This window comes from Ruegeria sp. AN11, from assembly GCF_056536005.1.
In genome coordinates this window covers 3,626,861-3,649,879 of the sequence record NZ_JBQFJD010000001.1, presented here as the reverse complement: position 1 = coordinate 3,649,879, position 23,019 = coordinate 3,626,861, and the positions used below count along the sequence as shown (strand labels likewise).

24 protein-coding genes are annotated in these 23,019 nt (G+C 57.3%); 8 read left to right on the top strand and 16 right to left on the bottom strand.

Going from position 1 to position 23,019, the window contains the following annotated elements; genetic code table 11:
- Window positions 1-23 precede the first annotated feature (23 nt).
- From ACR3EQ_RS18060 to ACR3EQ_RS18040, 5 genes are all read left to right on the top strand, one after another.
- Window positions 24-677 (top strand): c-type cytochrome, encoded by a 654-nt coding sequence (locus ACR3EQ_RS18060; protein WP_480442271.1) that lies wholly within the window; start codon window positions 24-26, stop codon window positions 675-677.
- Between the two features lie 24 nt (window positions 678-701).
- Window positions 702-1,964, top strand: coding sequence for an NAD(P)/FAD-dependent oxidoreductase (locus tag ACR3EQ_RS18055; protein ID WP_170617243.1), 1,263 nt, complete (start codon window positions 702-704; stop codon window positions 1,962-1,964).
- A gap of 81 nt (window positions 1,965-2,045) precedes the next feature.
- A complete protein-coding gene (locus ACR3EQ_RS18050) occupies window positions 2,046-2,480 on the top strand; it encodes a DUF302 domain-containing protein (RefSeq protein WP_480491436.1) in 435 nt (144 codons plus the stop codon).
- A 1-nt stretch (window position 2,481) separates the two neighbouring features.
- The gene (gene hemA, locus ACR3EQ_RS18045; protein ID WP_170617247.1) at window positions 2,482-3,705 is read left to right on the top strand and encodes a 5-aminolevulinate synthase; all 1,224 of its coding nucleotides are present in this window, start codon (window positions 2,482-2,484) and stop codon (window positions 3,703-3,705) included.
- Between the two features lie 52 nt (window positions 3,706-3,757).
- Window positions 3,758-4,816 carry a YeeE/YedE family protein gene (locus ACR3EQ_RS18040; protein ID WP_480491434.1) on the top strand — a complete coding sequence of 353 codons (1,059 nt, stop codon included), beginning with the start codon at window positions 3,758-3,760 and terminating at the stop codon, window positions 4,814-4,816.
- 1 nt (window position 4,817) lies between these two features.
- Here ACR3EQ_RS18040 and ACR3EQ_RS18035 read toward each other — a convergent pair whose 3' ends face one another.
- The 12 genes from ACR3EQ_RS18035 to pobA form a co-directional block, all read right to left on the bottom strand.
- The gene (locus ACR3EQ_RS18035; RefSeq protein ID WP_480442251.1) at window positions 4,818-5,762 is read right to left on the bottom strand and encodes an MBL fold metallo-hydrolase; all 945 of its coding nucleotides are present in this window, start codon (window positions 5,760-5,762) and stop codon (window positions 4,818-4,820) included.
- Window positions 5,759-6,685 carry an MBL fold metallo-hydrolase gene (locus ACR3EQ_RS18030; RefSeq protein WP_170617251.1) on the bottom strand — a complete coding sequence of 309 codons (927 nt, stop codon included), beginning with the start codon at window positions 6,683-6,685 and terminating at the stop codon, window positions 5,759-5,761. Before ACR3EQ_RS18030 ends, ACR3EQ_RS18035 begins: the two co-directional genes overlap by 4 nt.
- Before the next feature lie 135 nt (window positions 6,686-6,820).
- Window positions 6,821-8,212: a TRAP transporter large permease gene (locus tag ACR3EQ_RS18025; RefSeq protein ID WP_480491432.1), complete on the bottom strand. Its 1,392-nt coding sequence runs from the start codon at window positions 8,210-8,212 to the stop codon at window positions 6,821-6,823.
- Window positions 8,205-8,702 (bottom strand): TRAP transporter small permease, encoded by a 498-nt coding sequence (locus ACR3EQ_RS18020; RefSeq protein ID WP_170617255.1) that lies wholly within the window; start codon window positions 8,700-8,702, stop codon window positions 8,205-8,207. The genes ACR3EQ_RS18025 and ACR3EQ_RS18020 overlap by 8 nt, the downstream gene beginning before the upstream one ends.
- A 63-nt stretch (window positions 8,703-8,765) precedes the next feature.
- Window positions 8,766-9,800, bottom strand: coding sequence for a TRAP transporter substrate-binding protein (locus ACR3EQ_RS18015; RefSeq protein ID WP_170617257.1), 1,035 nt, complete (start codon window positions 9,798-9,800; stop codon window positions 8,766-8,768).
- Window positions 9,801-9,873: 73 nt separating this feature from the next.
- On the bottom strand, window positions 9,874-10,932 hold the full coding sequence (locus ACR3EQ_RS18010; RefSeq protein WP_170617259.1) for a 3-carboxy-cis,cis-muconate cycloisomerase: 1,059 nt from the start codon (window positions 10,930-10,932) through the stop codon (window positions 9,874-9,876).
- Window positions 10,929-11,714, bottom strand: coding sequence for a 3-oxoadipate enol-lactonase (pcaD, locus tag ACR3EQ_RS18005; RefSeq protein ID WP_170617261.1), 786 nt, complete (start codon window positions 11,712-11,714; stop codon window positions 10,929-10,931). Before pcaD ends, ACR3EQ_RS18010 begins: the two co-directional genes overlap by 4 nt.
- Window positions 11,714-12,565 carry a 3-oxoadipate:acetyl-CoA acetyltransferase gene (locus ACR3EQ_RS18000; RefSeq protein WP_170619803.1) on the bottom strand — a complete coding sequence of 284 codons (852 nt, stop codon included), beginning with the start codon at window positions 12,563-12,565 and terminating at the stop codon, window positions 11,714-11,716. The genes pcaD and ACR3EQ_RS18000 overlap by 1 nt, the downstream gene beginning before the upstream one ends.
- A complete protein-coding gene (gene pcaG / locus ACR3EQ_RS17995) occupies window positions 12,558-13,157 on the bottom strand; it encodes a protocatechuate 3,4-dioxygenase subunit alpha (RefSeq protein ID WP_170617266.1) in 600 nt (199 codons plus the stop codon). The genes ACR3EQ_RS18000 and pcaG overlap by 8 nt, the downstream gene beginning before the upstream one ends.
- A gap of 2 nt (window positions 13,158-13,159) precedes the next feature.
- Complete coding sequence (pcaH, locus tag ACR3EQ_RS17990; RefSeq protein WP_170617268.1) at window positions 13,160-13,885, bottom strand: protocatechuate 3,4-dioxygenase subunit beta; 726 nt, start codon at window positions 13,883-13,885, stop codon at window positions 13,160-13,162.
- On the bottom strand, window positions 13,882-14,265 hold the full coding sequence (gene pcaC / locus ACR3EQ_RS17985; RefSeq protein WP_170617270.1) for a 4-carboxymuconolactone decarboxylase: 384 nt from the start codon (window positions 14,263-14,265) through the stop codon (window positions 13,882-13,884). The genes pcaH and pcaC overlap by 4 nt, the downstream gene beginning before the upstream one ends.
- Window positions 14,266-14,288: 23 nt before the next feature.
- Complete coding sequence (gene pobA, locus ACR3EQ_RS17980) at window positions 14,289-15,458, bottom strand: 4-hydroxybenzoate 3-monooxygenase (RefSeq protein ID WP_170617272.1); 1,170 nt, start codon at window positions 15,456-15,458, stop codon at window positions 14,289-14,291.
- A gap of 93 nt (window positions 15,459-15,551) precedes the next feature.
- On the opposite strand from pobA, the gene pcaQ reads away from it, so the two are divergent.
- Complete coding sequence (gene pcaQ, locus ACR3EQ_RS17975; protein ID WP_170617274.1) at window positions 15,552-16,469, top strand: pca operon transcription factor PcaQ; 918 nt, start codon at window positions 15,552-15,554, stop codon at window positions 16,467-16,469.
- A 49-nt stretch (window positions 16,470-16,518) separates the two neighbouring features.
- Here pcaQ and ACR3EQ_RS17970 read toward each other — a convergent pair whose 3' ends face one another.
- From ACR3EQ_RS17970 to ACR3EQ_RS17955, 4 genes are read right to left on the bottom strand one after another with little or no spacing between them, the layout of a single operon-like run.
- A complete protein-coding gene (locus ACR3EQ_RS17970; RefSeq protein WP_170617276.1) occupies window positions 16,519-16,863 on the bottom strand; it encodes an antibiotic biosynthesis monooxygenase family protein in 345 nt (114 codons plus the stop codon).
- Window positions 16,860-17,600 carry a YggS family pyridoxal phosphate-dependent enzyme gene (locus ACR3EQ_RS17965; protein WP_480491429.1) on the bottom strand — a complete coding sequence of 247 codons (741 nt, stop codon included), beginning with the start codon at window positions 17,598-17,600 and terminating at the stop codon, window positions 16,860-16,862. Before ACR3EQ_RS17965 ends, ACR3EQ_RS17970 begins: the two co-directional genes overlap by 4 nt.
- Complete coding sequence (locus tag ACR3EQ_RS17960) at window positions 17,597-18,781, bottom strand: MFS transporter (protein WP_170617280.1); 1,185 nt, start codon at window positions 18,779-18,781, stop codon at window positions 17,597-17,599. The genes ACR3EQ_RS17965 and ACR3EQ_RS17960 overlap by 4 nt, the downstream gene beginning before the upstream one ends.
- The gene (locus ACR3EQ_RS17955; RefSeq protein WP_480491427.1) at window positions 18,778-19,524 is read right to left on the bottom strand and encodes a GNAT family N-acetyltransferase; all 747 of its coding nucleotides are present in this window, start codon (window positions 19,522-19,524) and stop codon (window positions 18,778-18,780) included. Before ACR3EQ_RS17955 ends, ACR3EQ_RS17960 begins: the two co-directional genes overlap by 4 nt.
- Window positions 19,525-19,618: 94 nt before the next feature.
- Here ACR3EQ_RS17955 and pdxR point away from each other — a divergent pair, with 94 nt between their 5' ends.
- The gene (gene pdxR, locus ACR3EQ_RS17950; RefSeq protein WP_170617284.1) at window positions 19,619-21,016 is read left to right on the top strand and encodes a MocR-like pyridoxine biosynthesis transcription factor PdxR; all 1,398 of its coding nucleotides are present in this window, start codon (window positions 19,619-19,621) and stop codon (window positions 21,014-21,016) included.
- 287 nt (window positions 21,017-21,303) lie between these two features.
- Window positions 21,304-22,845: a phospholipase D family protein gene (locus ACR3EQ_RS17945; RefSeq protein ID WP_480491426.1), complete on the top strand. Its 1,542-nt coding sequence runs from the start codon at window positions 21,304-21,306 to the stop codon at window positions 22,843-22,845.
- Window positions 22,846-23,019 lie beyond the last annotated feature (174 nt).

Here is a 23,019-nt window from a genome sequence, read left to right as displayed (position 1 = left end):
CGGTCTTGGGTGGTCTTGCACCTATGGCAAGCGCAACCGAGGACCTGGGCGATGCGGACGCCGGGAAAGCTGTGTTCGCGCAGTGTAAAGGCTGCCACGAGGTCGGTGACGGGGCTGAAAACAAGATCGGTCCACATCTGAACGGAATCTTCGGCCGCAAGGCCGCCGGGCTGGATGGCTTCAACTATTCGAAAAGCCTGAAACGTGCGGGAAATTCGGGCCTGGAATGGCACGCAGACACCCTGTCGGCTTACATCGAAAACCCACGTGCCTTTGCGTCAGGAACACGGATGAGTTTTCGCGGTTTGAAGACCGCGGAAGACAGGGCCAACGTTATCGCATATCTTCGGGCGTTTTCGGACAATCCCCGGGATATTCCCGAAGCGGATCCAACGGCTAAAAGTACCGATCGCTCGGTCGATCCGGCGATTCTGGCGATCCAGGGTGATCCTGAATACGGCGCATATCTCAGCAGCGAATGTACGACATGCCATCAGATCCAAGGGGCCGACGATGGCATTCCCTCGATCGTGTATTGGCCTGATGAGGACTTCGTGGTCGCCATGCACGCATACAAGCAAAAGCAGCGGCCCCATCCGGTCATGCAAATGATCGCCGGACGGCTAAGCAACGACGAGATCGCGGCCTTGGCCGCCTATTTCAACAATCCAGAATAAAAGTGACTAAGGGGAGGAAACGCGATGACAATCAATAGACGTGCATTTCTTGGAACCGCCGGGGCAATTGCCGCCGGGCTGTCCGCTCCGATGGTACTGGCGCAAGGCAAGCCACGTGTCGTGGTTGTTGGCGGCGGCGCCGGTGGGGCAACCGCTGCACGCTACATTGCCAAGGATAGCAAAGGCGAAATCGATGTAACTCTGATCGAGCCGTCCAGAACGTACTACACCTGTTTCTTCTCGAACCTTTATTTGGGAGGGTTTCAGGAGCTTTCGGATATTGCACACAGCTACGGCACGCTGGCCGCGGACTATGGCATCAACGTGGTTCATGATTGGGCGGTTGGCGTGGATCGCGACGCAAAGACCGTGTCCCTGGCGGGGGGTGGATCCGTCCCGTATGACAAGCTGATCCTGAGCCCGGGTATCGATTTCGTCGATGGCGCGGTCGAGGGTTGGGATATCTCCGCACAAAACAAGATGCCGCACGCATATAAGGCCGGTTCCCAGACCGAACTCCTGAAAGCGCAGGTAATGGCAATGCCCGAAGGCGGGATCTTTGCAATGGTCGCCCCGCCGAATCCCTACCGTTGCCCTCCCGGGCCGTACGAGCGCGTTTCAATGGTCGCGCATGTTTTGAAGGCGAACAATCCGACAGCAAAAATTATCGTAGCTGATCCGAAACCGAAGTTTTCCAAGATGTCACTGTTTCAGGAAGGCTGGGCAAACCACTACGAAGGGACGGTAGACTGGATCGGTGAAGACTTCGGCGGCGGCAACGTGTCGGTGAATCCGGACGCGATGACTGTGACCATCGACGGTGAAGTGACCAAGGTCGATGTCTGCAATGTGATCCCGGCGATGAAAGCGGGGCGCATCGCGGAAATGGCGGGTGTGACCGACGGAAACTGGGCGCCTGTCAATGCGGCGGACATGTCCTCGAAAGCCGATCCGGACATTTATGTTCTTGGTGATGCCAGCCAGCAGGGCGACATGCCGAAATCCGGTTTCTCGGCCAACAGTCAGGCGAAGGTTTGTGCAAATGCCGTACGAGGCGCGCTGACCGGGTCGAAAGTGTTTCCGGCCAAGTTTTCGAACACGTGCTGGTCGCTCATCGATGCAGATGACGGGGTCAAAGTCGGTGCCACGTACGAAGCGACGCCCGAGAAGATCGCCAAGGTGGATGGTTTCATCAGTCAGACAGGCGAAAACACAGACCTTCGGAAAGCAACCTACGAAGAGTCGCTTGGTTGGTACGCGGGTATCACCTCGGACATGTTTGGCTAAAGGACTGGGGGGGGGTTGACCGGTGTCAAAGGCCCCACAGCACAACCTGAGAGAATGCGGTTCACGAGGAGGATCACGATCATGAAACACTTTATCGCTACGGCCGCGCTTTCCGCTGTCTTGGCAAGCCAGGCGCTTGCGGAAGCGATCATAACCACTCCCTTCGACGGAAGTTTTGACGATGCCACCTTCGCCGTGGAGTCCACGATCGTGGGACAGGGACTGGTCATCGACTATGTCAGCCATGTCGGTGAAATGCTGAACCGAACAGGCTCTGACGTCGGCAGCGACAAACAGATTTTTTCGGCCGCAGATATCTTCATCTTCTGTTCAGCAAAGATCTCGCGTGAGGTGATGGAAGCCGACCCAATGAATATCGGCTACTGCCCCTACGGAATTTTTGTGGCCGAGAACGATAGCGGCGTGATGGTGGGATACCGAAGCTATCCTGACGGTCCGATGCAAAAGGTCCAGACCCTGTTGTCCGAGATCGTCGAAGAGGCCGTTGGAAACTGAAATGGACTACCAGCAGTGCATTCGCGACCAGCTTGATAAGCTGAAGGAAGAAGGGAACTACCGGGTCTTCGCTGATCTGGAACGTCAGTGTGGCAAGTTCCCAACTGCCCGAAGCCACACGAAGAACAGTCCTGAGAATGTAGCCGTTTGGTGTTCGAACGATTATCTCGGGATGGGCCAGCATCCCAAAGTCCTCGCCGCCATGCATCAGGCCATTGACAGCTGTGGTGCCGGGGCTGGCGGAACACGGAATATCTCGGGAACCACGCACGAGCATGTGTTGCTGGAACAAGAACTTGCAGACCTGCATGGCAAGGAAGCGGCGTTGTTGTTCACGTCCGGCTACGTGTCGAACTGGGCTGCTTTGGGCACTTTGGCATCCAAGATCCCCGGTATCACTGTTCTGTCCGACGAGTTGAACCACGCTTCGATGATCGAGGGCATACGCCATAGTCGCTGCAACAAGCGGATCTGGAAGCACAACGACCTCGCGGACCTTGAAAGGCACCTTGCGGACCTGCCGGCCAATACCCCGAAGCTCATCGCGTTCGAGAGTGTTTATTCGATGGACGGCGATATTGCACCGATTGCCGAGATTTGCGATCTGGCGGATCGCTATGGCGCGATGACATATCTGGATGAGGTTCACGCCGTCGGACTTTACGGCCCACGCGGAGGTGGCATTGCCGAACGCGAAGGTCTGATGGACCGTCTGACCGTCATCGAAGGAACATTGGGCAAAGCGTTCGGCGTAGTCGGCGGATACATCGCGGCCTCCCATGACCTTGTCGACTTTGTTCGGTCTTTTGCCAGTGGGTTCATATTCACCACCGCGCTGCCCCCTGCCGTGGCAGCTGGTGCGGCGGCCTCTGTTCGTCATCTGAAGCAGAGCAAAGCGGAGCGGCATTTGCACCGGCAACGCGTGCAGGAAGTCAGAAACAGGCTGGACGATCTGGGCATTCCACACACACCCAACCCAAGCCACATCATCCCGGTCATGGTTGGCGACCCGATCAAATGCCGCTTTATATCAGACGTTCTGATGCGCGATTTCGGGATCTATATCCAGCCCATCAACTACCCAACCGTCCCGAAGGGAACTGAACGTTTGCGGATCACTCCGTCGCCCGTGCATTCACCGGAAGACATCGACAGGTTGGTAGCCGCTTTGGGCGAGCTTTGGACGCAATGCCAACTGGCTCGAACGCCGATGGCCGCGCAATAGTAATTTGACGAAAGACAAAGACGAACAATCAACGAGGTGAGAGTTTCTGTCCATGGAGAGGCTCATCGATCTGCTGGGAGACCCGGGCGCGCTGGCATTTGCCGGAGCGCTTGTCGGCCTCCTATTCGGTGTGACCGCCCAGAAATCCCACTTCTGTTTGCGCGCCTCGACCGTCGAGGTCGCTGAAGGTGAGTTCGGGCCACGGCTTGCGGTTTGGCTGATTGCCTTCTCCGCAGCGCTGACTCTGGTGCAGGGGTTTGTCTCGTTCGGATGGCTGGACCTGTCCGGGGCGCGTGCGATTGCATCGACGGGAAGTCTCAGCGGTGCGGTAATTGGCGGTGCAATGTTCGGGGTTGGAATGGTTCTGTCGCGCGGGTGCGCCTCACGCCTGTTGGTTCTGGCGTCCAGCGGGAACCTGCGTGCCCTTGTAGCGGGGTTGATTCTGACCTTGGTGGCTCAGGCGGCCTACACCGGTGTTCTCAGCCCGGCGCGCGAGGCGCTTTCCGGCATCTGGACCATCGCTGGAGGCGCGCCGCGTGATCTGTCCAAGATAATTGGGTTTTCTCCGGTGATTTACGCAAGCCTTGCGTCCTTCGGTTTGGCCCTGGCAATTGCATTTGCAATCCGCCGGAATGTCACGATCACCAAGATCGTATCCGCAGCAGGAGTTGGGGTGGCGGTTGCATTTGGCTGGTTGATGACATTTGCAATCGCGCAAGCGTCTTTTGAAGTTGTGCCCGCGTCCTCGGTCACCTTCACGGGCCCCTCCACAGATACACTGATGGCATTGGTTGCAGAGCGTAATGTCGTGCTGTCCTTCGGTATCGGCCTTGTTCCGGGTGTGGCCATCGGTGCAGCGGGATCTGCCATACTTGCCGGAGAGTGGAAGATTGAACGGTTTGGCCCGGATACACCGATGGAACGCTACCTGGTCGGGGCCGTTCTTATGGGTTTCGGAGCGATGCTGGCAGGCGGCTGCGCCGTTGGGGCCGGTTTGTCTGGTGGGTCAGCCCTGTCATCGACCGCATGGCTCGCCGTCTTCTTCATGTGGGTTGGGGCGATCAGCACGCACAGATTGCTGATGCGGTTGCCCGTTCCACAGCAGTCCTGAACTATTCGAATTCCATCTGCTCAAAAACACGTCCGGCGTTTTTTGTTGCCAGTTCTTCAAACGTATCCAGTTGGGCATAAGGCGACTGATCGACGTAGTAGGCCTCGGCCAGATCGCCACCGGCATCCATGTGCTCCTGAACCTTGCCGCGCAGGTAAATCAGATAATCGCGCGTATAGCGGCGTACCTGATCCATGTTTGTCGGGTGGCCGTGCCCGGGAATGACATATGTGGCATTCAAGGCTTCGAACTCATTGTCCCAGGTCTCAAGCCAATCGGCCGTATAGGTCTCCTGAAAGATCGGCAGCATACGCTCGTGGAAGGCCATGTCGCCTGCGATGACAAGGCTTTGGTTGGGCAACCAGATCGAAATATCACCGGGACTGTGTGCCGGTCCAAGGTATTTCGCCTCAATGCGATAGTCGCCCAGCTCGACCACATATTCGTCGTCGAATGTTTCGGTCGGGCCAGCCAGGAACGTCCCTTCGGATTTGTCCTTGTTGTACTCTTGCATCCCCTGCAGGATCTGGGCGCCGTATTCCTCAAACTCTGCCGCTGCATCCGAGTGTGCGATGATTGGAACGCCAAGTTCTGACCAGTAGGCATTGCCAAGCATCGCGTGCCCCTGACCGTTCTCGTTAAAGACCAGTTTGACCGGCTGATCCGTGATCGCCTGGATTTCCTTGTGAAGCGCTTCGGCAAGTACATAGGCCGCACCACCGTTTACAACGACCACGCCCTCACCTGTTACGATGAAGCTGAGGTTGTTATTGTGACCGGAGTTTTCATAGGTGGGCGGAGCAGTTGCGCCAATGGCAGAATAGACGCCGGGAATGTATTCGACCGGTTTGGAATACAGCACGCTTTGCGGGTATTGATCTGCAATATCTTCGCTGGCCCAGGCTGGTGTGGCCAAGGCAACGGCAATCACGAACGATCGCATCATGAAGGCTCTCCAATGAATTGATATACGGAGCCGGTCTTTTCGACCCGGCCAATCCCACCGTTCGGCAGGTGAAAGCCAATGATTTTCATTTGCTCCTGAGAAATCTGATCCAGCAGTGATGTGCGCGCAGTTGCTGCAGCTTCAGGGTCCTGATCAGTACCACTGTGCCAGTCCGGGCGTTCGAACGCGACATGCGGATTCCCGAGCGCATCGCCGACGATCATGACGGCCTCGGTTCCATTGCGAATTTCAAATGCCATATGGCCGGGCGTGTGCCCATAACTTGCCCGAGCGGCGATACCGGGAAGGATCTCCTGACCGTCGTCAAAGAACGCGACCTGATCCTCAATCGCCTCCATGCGTCGCTTTGCGCCCACGGCAAACGCGGCGCGATCTTCCCCTATCGACCCTACCGTTGAAGGGTTCCACCAATAGTCCCATTCCTTGCGACCAAAGTGGTGTGCGGCGTTGGGAAAAAGCAGATCGTCGAAGTCGTCCAAAACGCCCCAAAGGTGATCCGGGTGCGCGTGGGTAAAGATCACCTGAGTTACGTCTTCAGGCGCCAGGCCAATTGTTTCAAGAGTTTCCAGAAGCTTGCCGGACGTCGGCATGAAATCAGACCCCGCCCCAACATCGAACAACACCGTGTTTTCATTGTCGCGGTAAAGTGCAACGTTGCACTCCGGCTCGTACTTGGTCGTGTCCACCTTATTGCGGTTCAGAAGCTGCTTCAGCTCTTCATTCGGCATGGATCCGAACACCATCTCCGGCGGCAACGACAGGTGCCCGTCTGACACTGTTGATATCCGGGCCGAAGTACCAAGCTGCAGCTCGGCGAGTGCAATCCTGGATTGAGCACCCAATGCCGTCAGGCATGCGGCGTGAAACAAGAAAGTGCGTCGGGACCATGCATTCTCACTCATACACAATCACTAAAATGAATATTTTAATTTGTAAACGGCGAAAAGGAATTTGGTGCCGTGCCGTTTTCCTCAAAATCACAGCGCATCTAAGTCGGAGATACTGCGCAAGCGTCCAAAACAGGTATCAAAACTTGCTTAGCCCCCGATGAGTGCCGGCACCGCTAGCGTCAGGGCCGGTATCGACAGGATCAATGCAACCCGTACGACCTCGGCACCAAGAAAGGGAAAGACGCCCCGGAACACCGTGCCCATGGACGTATCCCTTTCAAGCGACGAAATGATGAACACGTTCAACCCGACGGGGGGCGTTATCAACCCTAGTTCCACAACGATCAGCGCCAGTATTCCAAACCAGATCTTGAGGTTATCGGCGTCCATTCCGAACGCCGCCGTCTCGGCCGTGGCGTACTCGCCCCCATTCAACGCAATCAGGGTCGGCCAGAAAAACGGGACCACCACAAGGATCATTGCCAAGCTTTCCATGAAGCAGCCAAGAATGACAAAGAGGCACAGCATGATCACAAGGATCAGCATCGGATCCATACCACTGGTTGCGGCCCAGTCGGACAAGGCCTGCGGCAGCTGAGTGCGGGCAAAAAAGCCTTTCAGAACTTCGGCGCCAAAAAGGATCAGGTAGATCATTCCACTGGTGATTGCCGTGGCGCGAATGGCCTTCAACAACCCGGAAAACGCCAATCCTTCGCCCGTAAAAACCCGCAGCGCAAAACCGTAGGCCGTTATCACAAAAACCCCAATGCTGGCGGCGGGTGTTGGCGTGAACAGACCAAAGCCCAGACCCAGTATGATGGCACCGAAAATCAGAATAACGGGCCAGAGGCGACGTATAGCCAGTTTTCGTTCAACCGGATCCATCTGCGTCGGCTCTGGCGCCAGCGATGGTTTCATCCTCACCTGAATGGCAATCACGGCGATAAAACCCAGAACGGCCAATATCCCTGGCACGATAGCGGCCTGAAACATCCGCAGGATCGAGCCTTCCACGATGATCGCATAGATCACCAGGGCTACCGATGGCGGGATCAGAATTCCCAAGGTCCCTCCGGCGGCCAGTGATCCTGAGGCAAGACTGGGCGCATATCCCAGCCGTTTCAGTTCGGGCAACGAAACGCGCCCCATCGTGGCTGCGGTCGCCAGAGAAGACCCGCAAACTGCACCGAAACCACCGCAAGCCGCGACCGCAGCCATCGCAACGCCACCGCGCAAACGCGACATGAGCGCTTCGAGGCCTTTGAAGAGATCAGTGGATAGTCGCGCTTCGGCCGCAACATAGCCCATCAGGACAAACAGCGGGACGACGGAAAGGTCATAGTTGGCCACGTTTTCCCACAACAGGCTTTTGAATTGCTTCAGGTAGGGCACGAACCGGATGTAACTGACAGATTGGCTCAGCACCCACGTGCCGCCAATCCCCACAACGATCATCGCGATCCCGACGGGCATCCGAAGCAGCAGTAGGACGAAAAGAACGATCAGGCCAAGAATGCCGATGGAAATGGGATCAAGCATCTGCGGCGCCCTCGAATGCCTGAGACACCGCGATCAAAGCCCACAGGATCATCGACAGCAGGCCGGGGAAATAGAATGGCCAGGTCGGCCACCCCAGAACGCTGGTCACCACCTCGTCCGAGCGTACTTCGAGCATACCGAAAACCATCCAGTAGCTTAAAAACACAGCGACAATGACGGTGACCCCCAACCAAAGAAGATCGAAGCCGCGCTGCACGGCCTTCGGCAAGTGATCCATCAGCAAATCCACTGACACATGGCCTCGGTTTTCCTGGCAGTAGGGAAAGAACATCAAGGCTGCGCAGCTGATTGCCAGCTGAACAAAATCCTCATAGCCCGGCAGGCCCGACACATCCGCGCCAAACGCCCCGGCAAACCGATCGAGGATGAAGGCAAAAGCATTCGTTGTGGTGACGGCGACAATCGCAAGCAGGATGACGCCGCCGAGCAATGCAAAAGCATCCGCCAGCCGTTTCAGAACCACGCGCATTCTCATATTCCCGAGGCTTCACAAACGACCGGGCGATCATCGGACCGCTCGGTCGGTTTCCAATCATTTGCCAGACTGGGCTGCGGCAATTGCCGCGCGGGCTTTGTCGACGAGGGCAGCACCATCAATGCCCTTCTCGCTCACCTCGTCAATCCAACGCTGGACGATCTGTTCGCTCACGGCGTTGAACTTGGCCGCTTCTTCGTCGGACAACACGATCCGTTCTACACCTGCGTCTTCAAGTGCCTCGGTGCCGCTTTCTTCGAAACCTTCCCAATTGGACCCGACCTCGCGCGCGACATTGGCGCCTGAATTGGCGTCGATAACGGCCTTAAGGTCATCCGGCAGCGCTTCGTAGGCGTCTTTGTTCATCGCCACCATGAAGGTCGCGGTGCCAAAGCGGTCTCCGTTCGGCAGTTCCGTTATGGACTTGTCCAGTTCCTGCAATTTCAGGGGTCGCACGATTTCCAGCGGGATCAGCGCGCCATCCACAACGCCTTTCGACATGGCTTCGGGCAAGGCTGGCACGGGCATGCCAACCGGTTCCGCACCAATGCCTTCGATCACCCACGCGCCCGTACGGCTGGGGGTCCGCAGCTTCATCCCCTTTGCGTCTTCCAGAGTGCGCACCGGGTCGGACGCCGAATGTATGACATTCCCATCATGGGTGTGCAGAAAGATGACGTGGACGTCATCGAAGTCTTCCGCGAGCATCTCCATCGAGGCGTTCATGGCGACCGTTGTATCCGTCGCAGAGCCTGCGTGTACAAGCGGCAGCTCGAAAACTTCGGTGCGCGGAAAGACACCCGGCGTGTATCCCAGGACTGTCCAGACAATATCGGCAGACCCATCACGCACTTGGCTGAACAGTTCAGGTGGTTTGCCACCCATCGACATTGACGGGAAGATTTCAATCGCAATCCTGCCATCGCTGTCGGCAGTGATCTTATCGGCCCATGGCTGCAGCATGCCTTTGTGCGCCGCTGCGACTGGCGGCAGGAAGTGATGCATCGTCAGCGTCACTTCCTGGGCCAGGCTGGCTGTTGCTGAAACGGCCAGGGCGGCCAGTGAACTCAGCAAGGATTTCCTTATGGTCATGATTTCTCCTCCTCCGTTGTGTCGTGATGGCGCAGTTCGGTGTTTGGCGTTCGGCGCGATGTCTGCCTCGCGCCTATTCCCGCACCCCCATTGAATCAATTTGCGCGCACAGGGCATTCGCTGCAGAAAGCGATCTGGCCGTGCACCTGGCCATGTTTGGCAACAGCATCCATTCCAGCGACCAGGCGCTTCCTGAACGTTCCTGTTCATGCACAAGCGCCTGATGCATCCCGGATACTTGCGTGGCATTGAAGCGCGCCAGCGTCACCAGCAATTCGGCAAGAATTGGGTTCTGTTTGTGCGGCATGGCTGATGACCCACCGCCGCCCGAAAGCTTGATTTCGTCGACACCTTGCTGCGCCATCAAGCAGATGTCTTGCCCTATTTTTCCAATCGAACCGGAAATAAGCGACAACAGATTTGCATAATCGGTGACGGTTGCGCGATCTGAATGCCAGTTGCGGCTGGGTGGGCGCAGCGACAACGCTTTGGCAACAAAGGCTGCCAGGTCGCGATGCTTTTCACCAATGGCCTGTCCATCCCCGACTGCCCCGCCCCATTGTAGGCGCTCGACACTCTTGCGCATCTGTTCGATGCGATCGCCGTGCTCGATCAACGGCGCTTGCCAGTTCTCGATCCGGTGCCCGATCGAGATCGGCAATGCGGCCTGCATCCGTGTGCGGCCCATCATCTTGTTGCTGCCGAACCGGCGGCCCAGACTACCCAATCGCTCGGTCAGGGTCGACAGGCGATCCGCGATCAGATCTGAGTTTTCGCGCATTGTCATTGCCAGCGCTGTATCCATCACATCCTGTGAGGTTGTGCCGGTATGGATCGCACCGTCCAATTGCCCGGCCTCGGCCTTCAGACCACGCACAAATGCGGGAATTGGCATCCCGTCTTTTAAGGTTCCGGCCTGCAAATCCCGAAGGTCCGGATTGGCGCGCTCAATCAACTCGGCGGCGGCCCGGGCCTGGTCCTCTGGTACGACGCCAATGGCGCCAAGTCCGCGGGAATAAGCGGCTTCGAAGGCAAGCATATGGGTCAGTGTACGTTCGGCTGACCAGATCGCCTCGGCGTCCTGATCGCCAAAAAGGCCCGACAACCAAGGATGATTGAACACGTCACTCATGCCACACGACCCAATAGTGCCCGGATCTGACCCGCGACAAATCCCGGCGCTTCTACGCATGGCAAATGCCCGACATCCGGCAAAATATGCCGCTCTGCGCCTTTGATGAGGTCGGCCAAAGCCTCTACAAGTTCGGGCGGCGTTGCCTGATCTTCACGCCCACCGATACAGATGGTGGGTACTTTGATCTGGCTGGTTGTTTCGGCAAGATCCGCATCCCGAATGGCCTCGCAGGTCGCGACATAACCTTCGGCAGGTATGCGTGTCAGCATGTTTCGGTAACCGGCCACAGCATCGGGGTGCTCGGCTCGGAAACGGTTGGAGAACCAACGTTCCATTACCGTGTCGGCGATGGCATCGATACCGGATTCACGCACAGCCTGAATGCGCGTATTCCAAACCTCGTCATCCCCAATTTTCGTGCCGGTATTGCTCAGGATAAGCCCGGCCACAAGATCGGGGCGTCGGTGGGCAATGCGCTGAGCGATCAGTCCACCGACCGAAACACCGCACAGAATTGCATGACGCCAACCCAACATGTCCATCAGATCGGCAACATCTTCGGCCAGCGTATCAATTGAAGTTGCGGCGCAATCCGACAGGCCATGCCCGCGCTTGTCCCAAAGAAGGCATTCTGTTTTGCCCAGACCTGCCACGACTTCCCGCCAGATGCGATAATCCGTTCCCAAAGAGTTCAGAAAGACAACAGGCACTCTGCCGACACCGTGGTTTGCCACTTCGTAGTGCAAGATTACGTCACGGGGTCTGGCGAAGCTCGGCATCAGGCGGCGACCTCTCGCAACCCAAGGATTGCGCGCGCCTGCGCGACAGTCGCGACAGGGCGTGCGTGCGTTTCGCAGATTTCGACAGCTCGACGAACCAACGCTGCATTCGAGGGGGCAAGCGTGGTTCTGTTCAGGCGCACATTGTCCTCAAGCCCCGTTCGAACATGCCCGCCGGAAACAACGGACCACTCGTTCAACACGATCTGATTTGCCCCGACGCCCGCCGCACACCATGGCACATCCCCCCAAAGGCGGCGCACTGTATGCACGTAGAAATCAAAAACCTCACGGTCAACGGGCATGGCGTTTTTCACGCCCATGACAAACTGGACATAGGGCACATCCCTGATTTGACCTGCCTTATGCATTTTGGCCGCTTGAAAGATATGAGACAGGTCGAACGCCTCGATCTCTGGCCTGACATCGTACTTCACCATCTCGCTGGCCAGCCATTCGACAAGATCAGGTGGGTTTTCATAAACGCGGGTCGGAAAGTTGTTCGATCCGACGGACAAGGACGCCATGTCCGGCCGCAGCGGCAACATGCCACCACGGGCGGAGCCCGCCCCGGACCGCCCACCCGTCGAAAGCTGCACGATCATGCCGGGACAGTGGGTTTCGATCCCTTCTTTCAACGCGGCAAAAAGATCGGGGTCCGAAGTAGGTTTGCCTTCCTCATCGCGCACATGGCAATGGGCGATGGCAGCACCGGCCTCAAAAGCCTCCTGTGTGCTTTCAACCTGTTCCGACACGCTGATCGGAATAGCCGGGTTGTCCGCCTTGGTCGGAACCGAGCCGGTGATTGCCACGCAAATAATACACGGGTTTTGTTTTGTTTCGTCAGACATCGAAGAACACCGTTTCATTTTCCCCCTGCAAGCGAATGTCGAACCGATAGCCATCCGGGGTTCTTTCAGCTATCAGGGTTTGCCGCCGGTCAACCTGTTCGATCAGATTCAGAACCGGATCAACCGAATTGGCGGCTTCTTCTTCCGGGAAATAGAGCCGCGTGTTCAGCCCAACATTTATGCCGCGGGCTACCAGCCACACGCTGATGTGCGGAGCCATTGGCCTGCCATCCCGATACGGAACAGAGCCGGGCTTGACTGTTTCAACGATCCACTCTCCGGATTCAAAATCGGGTATGATACGGCCCCATCCACGAAAACCGGGCTCAACCTCGCCCTGCCCGGGGTAAATCCCCTTTGCATTGGCTTGCCAGACTTCGATCAGAACATCCTTGACCGGCGCGCCGATGCCATCCAGCACCCTGCCCCGAATAGTGATCCGCTCACCTTCGGCCTGCGCGCCGACAACGTCCCGGCCCAATTCCTGCCGGTAGATGTCAAACCCTGCATCCCCCGGGGCCAGGCCAATGTGAACGTAGGGTCCGGCCGTTTGCGATGGGGTTTCTTTCAGATAGTCGAGCTTCTGAACCATGATCAATTCCCGTCCGGGCGATTTTCGAAATAGGTCGATCGATGACCGCGCAGCACGATGTCGAACTTGTAGGCGATACTGTCCAGCGGAACCGTCGCGTTCAGATCCAGCGCGGCAACCAGTTGATCAATCGCGTTTTGATCCGGAATCGTGTTCACGATCGGACATTTGGCAATCAGGGGGTCGCCTTCAAAATAAAGCTGCGTGATCAGCCGCTGCGCAAAGGTTGGGCCGAACACCGAAACATGAATATGCGCCGGCCGCCAGCTGTTGACCCAGTTGCGCCACGGATAAGCCCCTGGCTTGATCGTTCTGAAAGTGTAACAGCCATTCTCGTCCGTCAGCGTACGGCCACACCCTCCGAAATTGGGATCAATCGCGGCCAGATAGGTGTCTTTCTTGTGGCGATAGCGGCCCCCTGCATTGGCCTGCCAGATCTCCACCAAGGTATTCGGAACCGGCCGTGCGTTTTCGTCCAGAACCCGGCCATGGAGGATGATACGCTCGCCGATCGGATCGCCTGTCTTGGCGTAATTTCGGATCAGGTCATTATCCAGCGGGTCCAGATCATCATGGCCGAATGTCGGTCCTGTGGCCTCGCTCAGCGAAGGTTCCAGCGACAACAGGGCATTTCTGGGCGAGCGCGACACACTCGTCTTGTAATTCGGGGAAAAGGCAGGCGGGTGCCATTCGCGGTCCCGCTGGTACAGGTCCATCGGCCTGGTCATTTCACCTCACCCTCCATTTCGGCAAATGTCTGTTTTGCCAGCTTCACGGCCTGGTTCGCGCATGCAACGCCTGCGTAAACCGCCGCATGCATGAAAGCTTGCATGATGTCTTCCCTCGAGGCACCTGTATTTCTGCACGCCTTCACATGCATCGGGATCTCCTCGAAGTTCCGCGTGGCCGCCAAAAGGGCAAGCGTGATCATCGAACGTTCGCGCGGTGTGATCGCATCGTTGGCCCAAAGGGTGCCCCACGCCGTTTCAGTTATCATTTCCTGGAACGGCGCATCAAAGGCGGATTTCTGTGCCTCCGCCCGGTCCACATGCACATCACCAAGCACCCGGCGCCGGACTGACATTCCCGTGGTATAGCGATCCGTCATCGTTATCTCCTTGGCTATGCCCATCAATATGGCAAACCGACGTAGTTTTCAGCCATCGCCCTTTGGGCCGCCGTGTTTGTCCGCAGGAAGTCGATCTCGGCCTGCTGCATCTTAAGGTCAAATTCGGACTGATCCGGAAACCGGTGCAGCAGCGATGAAAACCACCAGCTGAAGCGTTCAGCTTTCCAGATGCGGGCCAGCGCATTTTGCGAATAACTGTCGATTCCCCGGGTGCAGCCGTTTTCGTAGAAGTCCCTGAGGGCGTTGTACAAGTAGTGTACGTCCGAAGACGCGGTGTTCAGCCCCTTCGCTCCGGTCGGCGGCACGATATGCGCGGCATCGCCACAAAGAAACAGCCGCCCCCAGCGCATCGGTTCCGTCACGAACGAGCGTAGCGGCGCAATCGATTTCTCGATCGACGGTCCCGTCACCAACGCTTCGGCGAATTCGCACGGGATACGACGCTTGAGCTCGGCCCAGAAAGACGCGTCAGACCAATCTTCGGGTTTGTCGGACAACGAACACTGAATGTAATAGCGGCTAAGAGACTCGTTGCGCATGGAGCACAGCGCAAAACCACGGCTCGATGAAGAATAAATCAGTTCTTCGTGGACAGGGGGCGTCTCAGATAAAACGCCAAGCCAACCGAATGGATAGACTTTTTCGTATTCGCGGCGCACATCCAAAGGAATGGTCTGGCGACTGACGCCGTGGAACCCGTCGCAGCCAGCCACGAAATCGGTATCCACACGCTGCTCCTTACCGTCGACCGTGAATGTTACAAACGGCGTGTCGGTGTCGGCATCATGGATCGTGACATCTTCCACGTTGAAAACAATCCTGCCGCCTGCGGCTTCGCGGGCAGCGTATAAATCGCGCGTCACTTCCGTCTGGCCATAGATGACGACAGGCGTGTCGGTGTGTTCGCGAAAATCGACGCGAAAGCACTCGTCATCATAAGCAATCAGCGTGCCGTCATGTTCGAAACCTTCGGCATGAAGGCGGTCGGCGACACCGGCCTCTTCCATCAGGCCGACAAATCCCTTTTCCAATACTCCTGCGCGGATGCGGCCGAGGACATATTCCTTGGTCTTTCTCTCCAAAACGATGCTGTCTATGCCGTGGACATGCAGAAGCTGCGACAAAAGCAAGCCTGACGGTCCGCCACCGATGACCACGACTTGTGTGCGCATCTGTCCCCTCCTCCAACTTCGACCAGATTGCACTACGGTTTCCGTTATGTAAAATGACGTTATGTCCCATTTAGTTTCCAAAAATGGAAAGTGATGATCGATCGCAGGCTAAAAGTCAGGCACATCGAAGCCTTCGTTGAAATCGTGCGGCGACAAAGCATGAAACTTGCGGCCGAGAACCTGAATCTCAGTCAGCCTGCAATCTCGAAAACCCTGAAAGAACTGGAGGACATCACCGGCACCACCCTTCTGGAGCGCAACAGGGGTGGCATTACACTGACCGTGGCCGGGGACGTGTTCTTGCGACACGCAACAAGTGGAATGACAGCCTTGGACATGGCGATGAACAGCGTCGCCGCGATCCGCAAGGGAGATGCCGGTTCGATTTCCATTGGCGCCCTGCCCAGCGTTGCCGCCCGGTTACTGCCGCATGCGCTCGAGATCTTTTCCCAGCTTTCGCCCGACACCATTCCCCGGGTCGAGGACGGCCCCCATGGATATTTGATCGATCGCTTGCACGCGGGGCAGTTGGAGCTTGTCATCGGTCGGCTGGGAAAACCAACGACGATGAAGGATATCTCGTTCACTCAAATGTATATCGAACGCGTCGCAATCGTTTGTGCGCCCGATCACCCATTGGTCCATGCCCAGAACCTGAGCGAGTTGTCAGACTATCCCGTTATCTATCCGCCGGATGACTCGGCGATCCGACCGCTGGTCGACCGGATGATGATCGCCAACGGTCTGAGCAGTTTTCCAAGAATGATCGAATCCGTCTCCGCAGCGTTCGGGCGGCAGGTTGCGCTTGCCGGCGGTGCCGTATGGATCATTTCAACGGGCGTGGTCGCCGCAGACATCCAAAGCGGACGGCTAAAGGCGCTACCGATCGATACAAGTCTGACTGCGGGGCCAATTGGCATAATGGCCCGGGCGGACAGTGAAATGTCCCCATTGGCAAGTCTGTTCCGGCAAGCATCTGTTCGCGCTGTGAGCAATCTGAACCTTGCTTAGTCATCAGGCAATTCCAGATGCGGATCGACGGCAGCGAGGCACCCAACCTTCAACTGTGCGTTTCCCGGCTGTCCTTCGGGGCCTGTTCCCGGTCGTTCATTCCGTAGTCCCGGATCACACCGGCAACGCGCAGGCGATAACCTTCGAAAATTCCGTCTCGGCCCATGGCCTGTCCGGCCCGGTGACGCGGCAGATTGCGCCAAGCTTCAACAGCCTTCTCATCCCTAAAGAATGAAAGCGACAGCAGTTTTCCGGGATTGGTCAGGCTTTGAAAGCGTTCGACGGATATGAACCCATCCACCTGCTCCAGCAGCGGCTTCAGGTCTGCGGCAACGTCCAGATAGTCCTGTTTTCGCCCGTCGGCGATTTCAACCTCGAAGATGACTGCAATCATGCCAGATACTCCCATTCTTTTTCGGGCCAAAAGGTTCCCGGCGGCAGGTTTCGTTTTCCGAAAACGTCAGTCCCGATGCGAAGCATGGTTGATCCTTCCTGAATAGCAATCTCAAGATCCGTGCTCATGCCCATCGACAGGTGGCGCAGGTCCACGTCGTCTATATCTTCGGATGTGATCTTGTCCCGCAACAGGCGCAAGTCGCGCGGACTATCGCGGGACAGAACCGGGTGCGGGGCCAGCAAACCAACCGTCATCAAGCCCCGCACCCGCAGGTTGGGCAGTGCAGCCACGGCACGGGCGAATGATATGGCGTCGGCTGGATCCATGCCGAACTTGCTGGCCTCGCCCGATGTGTTGAATTGCAGGAAAACATCTAACTCCCGTTCTCGAACCTCGCACAGGCGATTCAGCTTTTCGGCGATCGACAGCCGGTCGACGGATTGCACGCAAGTGACATGTTCCAATGCCTTACCCGCCTTGTTCGATTGCAGGTGCCCTATCAGATGCCGTTGTATCCTGTGCCCGGCCAGAGCCGGTGATTTCTCGACAAGTTCCTGCACGCGGTTCTCGCCGGTCAGGAAGGGGCCGTGCGCCATGGCTTCCAGGATCCGTGCTGCCGGTTGCGTCTTGGTCGCCAGCAGCAGCGTCACCTCCGCCGAGTTTCGGTTGCAGGCGATACAAGCGCGGGTGATCCGGGCTTGCACCGCCGCAAGGTTCTCGGCAATCCGGGTCATGTGCTGACCGGAACAGCCTTGCGTTGCTGCGCGCCGCGTAATGCCGCCATGGTTGCCTCGATCCCGGCCAGGGCGGCCACCAGGATCAGAAGTGCTAAGTTGCCCAATTCGACGATCATCCATCCCGCCACCAGCGGGAAGCCGAAGATGCCAATGAAGTAAGAAAGAGCGAAGAACTGAAGTGTCTGGGGCAAAAGGTCCTGGTCGGCATCATTGGCTGCCATCGCTGCCAGGATCGGATAGCTTACCCCGTAACCGATGCCGAACAGGAAGGCGACGACCAGATACATCTGGACATTGCCGCCGATCCCCATGAACAGCACAACGGACCCGAACATCACGTATTGCAGGGCGGCGATCGTCATGTAGGGATTGCGCCCGCCTTTGAACCGCGCCAGCACCACCCGGAACAGCACGACAGTGACCGTGTAGATCAGGAAATAATCGGCGTAATCCAGTCCACGCTCATCCGCAAAGACGGTCTGAAAGTTGTTCATCCCGGCAAAGACCGACGCGCCAAGGCAGACCATGATCACCGGCAGTCGCGCACGCGAGCGCATGATAGCGGCGACGCCGGCCAGCGAGAGGGAGGAGCGCAGCTCGGGGCCGGAGCCCTCGGAATGAGCGCGAACAGGCTTGATGAGGGCAAAGAAGATAGCGCCGGCCAGTGCGCACAGTGCGGCCGTGACAAAGAATGCGGTGTTCACCGTCATGCCGGCTTTTTCCATCATCGACGCCATGACCGGCGACAGGCCGAACCCGGCCATCAAGGCGACCGACAGAATGGCAAAATAACGAACCCGTTCAGCGGTCGTGACCAAGCGGGTCAGAACGATGGGCGACAGCGCGTAGGTCAGTCCCCAGCCAAAGCCGATCGCGATGCTGGCAAAGATCAGAAGCGCCCCGACACCTTCGGCGAGGCCATAGGCGGTCAGCGCGGCCGCGATGGACAAACAGGCCACACCAAGCGTGCGCAGGCGCCCGAACCTGTCTGACAGATGACCGGCATAATAGACAGTGATCAGCGTGGCGATGGTGGTGACGAACAACGTTACGCCCACCACTTTCTCATTGGCCCCAAAGGTTTCGAACAGGCGCGGCAACATGAACGTGAGGCCATAGGCACCCGCCTGAAGGAAACTGGCGGTGTAAAACAGGGCGAACATGGTCAGTCGGTTCATGCGACGTCCTCCGTTTTGTAGAATTTGGAGCGTTCCAGCGCGATCAGGTCCGAGAGCTTCTGGTGCTGTCGGCCACCTTCATCGAAGTTTTCCGGTGCAAGCCACGTCTGGAAACCACGCTGGACGGGTTCCCATTCCCGATCCAAAAGCGCATACCAAGCGGTGTCACGGTTGCGGCCCTTGTAAGTGGCTGCCTGTTGGAACACGCCTTCGAACCGAAAACCGAAACGCTCTGCCGCTGCCCGAGAGGGTGTGTTCAACGCGTCGCATTTCCATTCCAGGCGGCGATAGCCCAGTTCGGTCATGGCGCGCTGCATCATCAGGTATATCGCCTCGGTCGCAACCCTTGTGCGTTGCAAGCCGGGTGCGAAAGTGATGCCGCCGATCTCGATCACGCCATGTTCGGGCAGGATGCGCATAAAGCTGGCAATCCCCGACGCCTTGCCGGTTTCCTGATCGATCACAGCAAAATAGGGTTGCGCGTCAACGCCGCTGGCGCCTTCGGTCCAGGCCCTGAGACTCGAAGCCGTGTTGAACGGTCCAATGAAGTTGTAGGTCCAGATTTTTCCCGAACGATCCTGGCTGAACGCCTCGAACAGTTCTTTTGTGTGCGTCAACGGATCCAGAGAGATCAAGCGCGCATAGCGCCCGGCCATTCCCTTGTGTCCGGGGTGCTCGGCGCCTGCCCAGTTGGGCAAGGCCATGCCGATCAGCTGGCCGTGTTCATTTCTACGCACTGTCATGGCGGCGTCCTCAAGGTGTTTTTGGTCGGGAATCGATTGTCATGATTTTGGATGTTCATTAATGTCCAAAATGGACAAAAATGAGCATACCAATATGAAGCAAACACCCTGGCTTGCCTTTTCCATCGACCGGTCCGCGAAGACACCGGTCTTCGAGCAGATCTGTGCCGCTATCCGAGACCGCGCCATTTCCGGCGATCTGGCCGAGGGTTCGAAACTGCCGCCAACCCGCGTGTTTGCCACCGAACTTGGTGTGTCGCGTTCGACCATCGTGACAGCCTATGAACAACTGGTTGCCGAAGGCTACCTGAACAGCCTGCAAGGGTCGGGCTACACTATTTGTGCCTTGGGTGAAGTTGAATTGACCAAGTCAGGCAATCGCACAGGGACCCGATCCGCCGATAAACAAATCAAAACCCCGATCCCTTTCGAGGCCAGCTATCCGGACATGCGATTGTTCCCGCACCGGCAGTGGGCCAAGGCGGTTGCCCGCGTCTGCCGAACAAATCCCGAGGCCATGCTGGTCGGGAGTTCCGGTTTTGGAAATAGCGATCTGCGCGAAGCCATCGCCGCACATGTATCAGAGTGGCGTGGGATCGATGCCTCACCGCATCAGATCATCGTGACCGCCGGCTCAATCGATGCAATCGAGATTTGTTTGCGCAGTCTGGTTGGCAAAGGCGAGATCGTCGGCCTGGAAAACCCGGGCTATCTGCCCGTTCGCCAGCTTGCCGACGCCCAGGGGCTTGCGCCAACCTATCTGGACGTGGATGAAAGCGGCGCCCGTTTGCCCGAACAGGGCACCGTGCCAAAGCTTGCCGTTTTGACGCCGTCACATCAATACCCGCTTGGTGGGGCCATGTCGCCAAGCCGTCGGCTGGACTTCCTGGCATGGGCGCAAAGAAATGACGCGTGGGTTCTCGAAGACGACTACGACAGCGAATTCCGGTATGCGGGCCGTCCGATCCCTGCCATGGCGGGATTTGATAGTCTGAACCGAGCAATCTATGTCGGCAGTTTCTCCAAGGTATTCTCTAATTCATTGCGGTTGGGATATGTCATCGTCCCCGAGGTCCTGATCGACCGTTTCCGAACAACGTTGAGGCGCTTCGGGCTGAAAGCGAGCTATATGCCCCAACAGGCGCTGGCCGAGTTCATGAAGTCAGGGGAATTTTACCGACACTTGCGCCGGGTGCGTCGGATATACGATGATCGGCGGAAATATCTTCTGGAACGGCTCAGGCACGATTTCTCGGATTATGGGCACTTCATCAACCACCAGGCGGGTATGCAGGTAGTGTTGCACCTCAACGATGGCTTCGAAGATACCGAGATTTCCATGCGCGCATCAGAGATGGGCGTCACAGCGCAGCCGCTATCACGGTTCTCAGTCAAAGGTTCGGCCCACAATGGCCTGATCCTTGGCTTTTGCGGGTATTCCGAGGAAGAAATGGATTCGGCATTGGCCGCGTTAAAAACCTGTTTCATGTAGCGCAAAGCCCGCCAGTGACCGTCCGTTCGCTCTGCAAAGCGTCAAGCCCAATCCCAGCCGAAATTCGAGTGAACGATCCTGTTGTTCGATGCGCTGATCCTCACTTTGCCTGAGATCCGCACCCTACCTCAGAGTCCGGAACTTAGCGCGATGGTCTGATTCCGCCCAAAGGCAATCACAGCATGTCGCTAGACCACTTGCTTCGATCTATTCTCTTGAAAATCCAAGTTCCAATAGGTCAATCTCGGCAACAAGGCCAATCCGGCGCACACAACAAGGGACCCTGAATGCGGCTGATCAGGATTTGTTTGATTGCAGTGGCGGTGATCGCAATCGCCGTAGTCGGGTTAAGACTGGCGTTTCCGCTTCCTGAAGAGAACTTCTCAGAGCGAACGCTGAAGCAAGATGCGGACTGGACCGGACCCTTGGGGGAGACGATCAAAAACGCTCTCGAACGGAATCCCGGGCGGGACGGAATTCGGCCTTTGGGCAATGGGCGCGTGGCTTTCGCGGCCCGGGCCATCCTCGCGAGAGAGGCGGTTTCCTCAATCGATGCTCAGTACTACATCTGGCAAGATGACGTCACGGGCCTGATGCTGCTGGATGAGCTTAGGTCAGCGGCCGAGCGCGGCGTGCGGGTCAGATTGCTGGTCGACGATAACGGCATATCCGGAATGGACAGTTATCTTGCCGAACTCGATGCCCTGCCGACCGCAAATGTGCGTATTTTCAATCCGTTCACGCTGAGAAACCCCAAACTCCTGTCATATGCTTTTGACTTCGGCCGCCTGAATCGACGCATGCACAACAAGTCAATGACAGTGGACGGTGTGGCAACGATTGTCGGGGGCCGCAATGTCGGCGACATATACTTTGATTACGGCGCTGGAACCCACTACCTGGACGTGGACGCGATAGCCATTGGTCCGATCGTGGACGAGGTTTCGCAATCCTTCGATTCATACTGGAACAGCGGCTCATCCTACGACGCCGACCTCTTTCTGGGACCTCCGGCGGAAAAAAGCCTTCAATCCACGGCCGACGCTGCGCGACAGACTGCCGTTGGCGCGGGCTATCAAAAGGCAATCCAGGAAAATGCGCTGACCGACCAAATAGCCGCACATGATCTGAAGTTCGAATGGAGCGAAATCACCCTTTTTTCAGACGACCCGGCAAAAGGCCTAGGCGAAGTCAAAGGCGAAGACCTGATCGTGGAACGGCTGATCGAATTCGCGCAAGGCTCTGAAACCTCACTGGACCTTGTGTCGGCGTATTTTATTCCCGGCGAAAGAGGCGCTGACATTCTGGAAGGGTTGGCGAAGTCCGGCGTTAAGGTCCGCGTTCTGACCAACTCGCTGGACGCCACGGACGTTATGCCGGTTCATGCCGCTTATATGCGATACAGGGATGGCCTGCTGAACAGCGGTGTCGAGTTGCTGGAACTTCGGGCGTTACGGCAGGAACATCGCGACCGAAGCCTGCCCGAGATACTGGCCGGTTCAGCCTCGGGATTACACGCGAAGGTCTTTGGGTCGGATGGAAAGCGGGTCTTTATCGGTTCCTATAACCTTGACCCTAGATCTGCGCGTCTCAATACCGAAATGGGATTGCTGGTCGAAAGCCCCGCGATTGCAGCGTCGCTTGCCGATCAACTGAACAGGCCCGAATTCGCGTACCGTGTTGAACTGGCCGACAACGGTGAGGTGATCTGGCTGCAAGAAGAAAAAGACGGGACAGTCACTGTTCACACGACGGAACCGGAAACCAGCAGCTTCCAGCGCGCGATGACGGCGGTCGTAAGGTGGCTGCCGGTCGAGTGGATGCTCTAGTTACCCTACTTTGAACAGTCAGGTGTTTACGAGCCGTCGTTGCTTGCGATAACCGGACTGAGGGTTCTGATCCCATAGGCATGTTCGACGCTGCTCTGGTCAAAGATGCGGATAACGCCAAGTTGCTGTTGGAAGAACATGCCTCTCTCACTCTGGAGGCCATGTGGGCGGACA